Raw genomic sequence first — 4,896 nt, 5'->3', positions numbered from 1 at the left:
AATTGGTTCAAGCTCTTTTACATCGGGCCACTTTGCTTTTAAATCTGATATATATTGGAACCAGTTAGTCTGTTTGGTAAATACTTCATTTCCTGAAGCTTCATTAAATACATCAAAAAATCTCTTTGCGTCAGTTACGATAGGCACACACCCTTTTACCCTGTTATTAATTTCTGCTGCTTCACAATCAATATGATATATTTTCCTATTTTCAATAAACTTAGTATCAGAACCCGTTTGTCTGATATCAAGCCGGCTACCTACAACAATTAACAAATCACATTCACCAAAAGCAATATTTGCCCAGCGGTTACCGTAACTACCAATAAAGCCAACTCTTGCCGGATAATCATATTCAACCGCATCAACAGCCAATAAAGTAGTTATTACAGGTAATTCCGTTTTTTGCAGAAAGGCCTTCATTTCATTGGTAGCAAACGCCGCCCTCACTCCTCTGCCAATCAGTAATAATGGTTTTTTAGCGTTCTGTATATCTTTATAAAGATCAGTTAACTGAGCCTCTGTTGGACCATCACTATTTTGAATACTATCATTATCCCAAAGTGGTTCAATCTGTGAACGCTGAATATCCATGGGTATATCTATCAAAACCGGCCCCGGCCTGCCTTCGGTGGCAATAGAAAAAGCACTTTCCATTATTGAAGGCAAATCATGTTCACTTTCAACTTTAAAACAGGCTTTTGTGATGGGCTTTACCATAGCAATAATATCAGTTTCCTGAAAACCCAGTTGCCTGATATCCCTGTCACCTTTTTGTTCATGTCTGTTAACCTGCCCGGTAATGAAAACAGCCGGAGTCGAATCAAAATAACAACTACCAATACCCGTTAACAAGTTAGTTGCACCCGGGCCACTGGTAGCTAAAGCAACTCCGGGAATACCGGAAACACGCCCATAAGCATCAGCAGCAAAGGCAGCTGCCTGCTCATGATGCATGGTAATAATATTAATATCAGTTGTTTGATTTAATGAATCTAAAAGGTGGGTAATCATCCCCCCTGATAACTCAAATATATGTTTTACACCTTTTCTTTCTAAAAAAGAAGCTATATAATCAGATGCTTTCATATTAGTTTTTAAATTTTGTTTTTAAATACTCTATTGTATCTGATATTGATTGTTCAAAATCCGATACATCAAAGATTCCAAATTCATTTTCAAATTTTGTACAATCACCTTGTATGTGCATAGATTGATTTGGCCGGTACGGTAACTTGCCAAAGTTCAACATAAAAGATGGATTTACTTTATCTCTGATTTGTTCAATAAGGTGCTTAAGCCTGATTAATTTTTTTCCAGACAGGTTATATATGCCACTCTGACCTTCTTTTGTTATTATTTTATTAATCGCGACTCCTAAATCATTCACATACAAATATGAATATTTTTGTTCGCCTCCTGTAAAGTCCATTTGGTGACTATGGAGCATCATCTTAACCATTGAAGGTATCAGCCAGTTTTCTGATTCGCCCTTCCCAAAAAAAGAGAACAGCCTTAACCAATACCAATTTATTTTATGATAATTACAATATTGTTTAACTATCTCTGTGCAAATAACTTTAACGCAACCATATGCCTCCGTAGGTTTTAACGGAAAGTTTTCATCAATACACCCGTCATAAACACCGTATTCAGCCTGCGATCCTAAACTGATAAATTTTTTAGTCTGAGATTTTTCTGMAATAAATAACAGCTCCCTTAAGAAATCTATATTTAAAGCCTGTATTTCCCAGTTATCTCTTTCCATATGTCCAACACCCAACCATGCAGAATGGATTATTACATCTGGACTTGATTCAATTACCTGATTAACCCATTCATCATTTTCTTCCTGCAGTATCCATTGTACTTTATTAGCAAAATTTTCACATAATTTTCTTGAAGAATTGGGTCGGTATATAGCCACAACATCATGTCCCTGTTTTACTAACACACCAGCTATATTTGATCCAAGGAACCCGGTGATACCTGTAATAAATACCTTAGCCATTAAAAAAATTGTGTATCTGTTTTTCCATATACTCAGGCATGTAACCTTTGTTGTAAAACTCTTTATACCACTTAATAGTTGAATGCACAGCCTCACCAGCATTTAGTTTGGGTGCCCATTTTAAATCCACCCTGGCTTTATTCACATCAAGTTTTAACAAACCGGCTTCGTGTGGCTGGTTAACATTTTTGTTTATAAAGTATTCTCCGCTTCCCCATGATTCGATTGCCATATCTACCATTTTAATTACGGGTAAGGCATCATTAACATCAGGACCAAAATTATACGCATTTGAAAATGTTTGTGGTTCCTGCATTAATTTTGCCCCTAATAGCAAATAACCACTTAAAGGCTCCAAAACGTGTTGCCATGGCCGTACAGCATCAGGGTTTCTGATTTCAATTTTTGTATTACTTGATAAAGCTTTAACGATATCAGGTATTAAACGATCTTTAGACCAATCTCCACCACCAATAACATTTCCTGCCCGGCCTACCGCTATTGCTTTTTGATGTATATTAAATGATTTGGTGTTAAAAAACGAATTTCGGTATGAATCAATAACCAATTCAGCACAAGCTTTACTGGCGCTATAAGGATCATACCCACCTAAGCGATCATTTTCACGATACGGGTACTCCCATTCATTATTATGATATACCTTATCTGTTGTAATTAAAACACAGTAACATGGCTTATCAAGCAGCATAACCGCATCCAACAGATTAGCTGTACCAATGGCATTAACCTCAAAAGTTTCTGATGGTATCTGATAAGACAGCCGCACCAACGGCTGTGCTGCTAAATGAAAAACAAAATCAGGTTGAAAATTCACAACCGCATTTTTCAGCGCCTGCTTATCCCTTAAATCGGCTATTACAGAACTGCAAAGTGTATTTCCATTTATGGTTTTATATAAATTACACTCATTTTCCGGAGCAAGGGCATAACCTCTTACTTCGGCACCAAGTATATTTAAAATTTTCAATAGCCATGCACCTTTAAAACCGGTATGGCCGGTTAAAAACACTCTTTTGTTTTTGTATATTTTTTCTAAATCACCAAACATTGTTACCAGATTTTCCAGGGCGCACTGCCGTTAATCCACATATCATTTAAATCGTGCTTGTCTTTTAAGGTATCCATTGGTCGCCAAAAGCCATCATGTTTATATGCTCTCATTTGGCCATTACTGGCTATTTGCTCCATAGGTTTTTGTTCCCAAACAGTATTATCGCCATCATTAATATAATCAAACACATCAGGCTGACAAACAAAATAACCTCCGTTTATCCAGGAACCATCACCCTTAGGTTTTTCTAAAAACGACTTTACAGCCATATCTTCTGTAATATCAAGGGCACCAAAGCGTCCTGACGGTTGCACTGATGTTACTGTACATATTTTGCCATGGTCATGATGATATTTAACAAGTGCATTGATATCTATATTGCTTACCCCATCACCATAGGTTAGCATAAAGGTTTCGTTACCTATGTGTGGCTGTATTCGTTTTATACGACCACCGGTCATGGAATCATTGCCCGTATCTACTAATGTTATTTTCCACGGTTCTGCTTGTGAGTCATGTACTTCTACTGAATTATTTTTCAGATCAATCGTAACATCTGATTTATGTAAAAAGTAATTAGAAAAAAACTCCTTTATAACATAACCTTTGTAACCCAGGCAAATCACAAAGTCATTATAGCCATGTGATGAATAAATTTTCATTATATGCCATAATATGGGCATGCCTCCAATTTCAACCATTGGTTTCGGCTTTAGTACTGTTTCTTCAGAAAGACGGGTACCTAAACCTCCCGCAAGTAATACAACTTTCATTCTATTAATTTAATATTATGCTATTTCAATTGCCACATCATCACTTAACGGAAAACTACAACACAGCAAACATTCATCGGCGTTTAAACCGTCTGGTAACTTTTTAACACCAATGGTTTTTACCTGTCCCGTTACAATACGTGCTCGGCAAACCAAACAATTCCCGGTTTGACAGGAGTAATTTAACTCCATCATCCTATCCAGGCTGGCTTCCAATATACTTTTTCCTTTTACAACCTCAACAATTTCTGAAATGTCGCCTTTTTCAACAATTACCTGTCTGGTAATAATATTTTCAAAGTCTGCAGGATTTCTGACAACTTCAAAATCTTCAGAAAATATTTGTTCATTATTTACTCCTAATTTGTTCAAAACAGCCTTAACTGATTCTTTTAGGCCTACAGGCCCACAGATGTAATGTACCGTATTGTGCAAATTATTTTCACGTTGCATAACTGATAATACTTTATCAGGATTAATACGCCCCTGAATCAGGTAAGGATTACTCGATGAAACACTTAAACGAGTATGAAAATGCCAGTCGAAAAATTTATCATGGTACTGCTTTTTTAAAGCGGCTATTTTATCGCTAAAAATTACGCTTTCAGCATTTCTATTACCATAAACCAAGGTAATATGCTGAACCAGATTTTTACTCAATGCATATTTAGCTATAGACATTAATGGAGTTATTCCACTCCCTGCACCCCATAATACAATACTGGTATTGGATGTAATATTATTGTAGTTAAGCGTAAAATCTCCCATCGGTTCCATTACCTCAACTATATCATTCTCCTTTAACTGATCAATAATGTGGTTGGAAACAATTCCTCCAGGTACTCTTTTAATAGTAATCTCTAATGCCTGGTCAACTTCAGGGGCCGATGAAAAAGAATAGGGCCTGATATATCTTCGCCCATTTATACGAAATATCAAGGTAAGATACTGCCCTGCAGAATATTTAACCTTTTTTAATCCGGGCTGTTTAAAATGTAGAGTTACCGCATCTGCAGTTTCTTTATTTATTGCAATTACCT

General features: G+C 36.4%; 5 protein-coding genes. All 5 read right to left on the bottom strand.

The window, feature by feature from the left end; all coding sequences use genetic code 11:
* Window positions 1–1,089, bottom strand: a 1,089-nt coding sequence (locus AC1DQW_RS27125; protein ID WP_477456918.1) for a thiamine pyrophosphate-binding protein, incomplete at its 3' end; no start/stop codon positions are given.
* A 1-nt stretch (window position 1,090) separates the two neighbouring features.
* Entirely contained in the window at window positions 1,091–2,011 is a 921-nt protein-coding gene (locus AC1DQW_RS27120) for an NAD-dependent epimerase/dehydratase family protein (RefSeq protein WP_477456917.1), read from the bottom strand.
* Complete coding sequence (gene rfbG, locus AC1DQW_RS27115) at window positions 2,004–3,080, bottom strand: CDP-glucose 4,6-dehydratase (protein ID WP_477456916.1); 1,077 nt, start codon at window positions 3,078–3,080, stop codon at window positions 2,004–2,006. Before rfbG ends, AC1DQW_RS27120 begins: the two co-directional genes overlap by 8 nt.
* A 2-nt stretch (window positions 3,081–3,082) precedes the next feature.
* Window positions 3,083–3,856 carry a glucose-1-phosphate cytidylyltransferase gene (rfbF, locus tag AC1DQW_RS27110; RefSeq protein WP_477456915.1) on the bottom strand — a complete coding sequence of 258 codons (774 nt, stop codon included), beginning with the start codon at window positions 3,854–3,856 and terminating at the stop codon, window positions 3,083–3,085.
* A gap of 15 nt (window positions 3,857–3,871) precedes the next feature.
* Window positions 3,872–4,896 (bottom strand): FAD-binding oxidoreductase (locus AC1DQW_RS27105; RefSeq protein WP_477456914.1); only part of this gene is annotated, 1,025 nt, incomplete at its 5' end.

The sequence above is a fragment of the Mucilaginibacter sp. P5_A4 genome (assembly GCF_056400605.1).
The sequence above is the reverse complement of the archived record's forward strand: the minus strand, read 5'-3'. Positions and strand labels throughout refer to the sequence as shown.

Bases quoted from the DNA above. Each gene is read 5' to 3' on its own strand.
- rfbF (WP_477456915.1), bottom strand. From the start codon at position 3,856: ATGAAAGTTGTATTACTTGCGGGAGGTTTAGGTACCCGTCTTTCTGAA.
- rfbG (WP_477456916.1), bottom strand. From the start codon at position 3,080: ATGTTTGGTGATTTAGAAAAAATATACAAAAACAAAAGAGTGTTTTTA.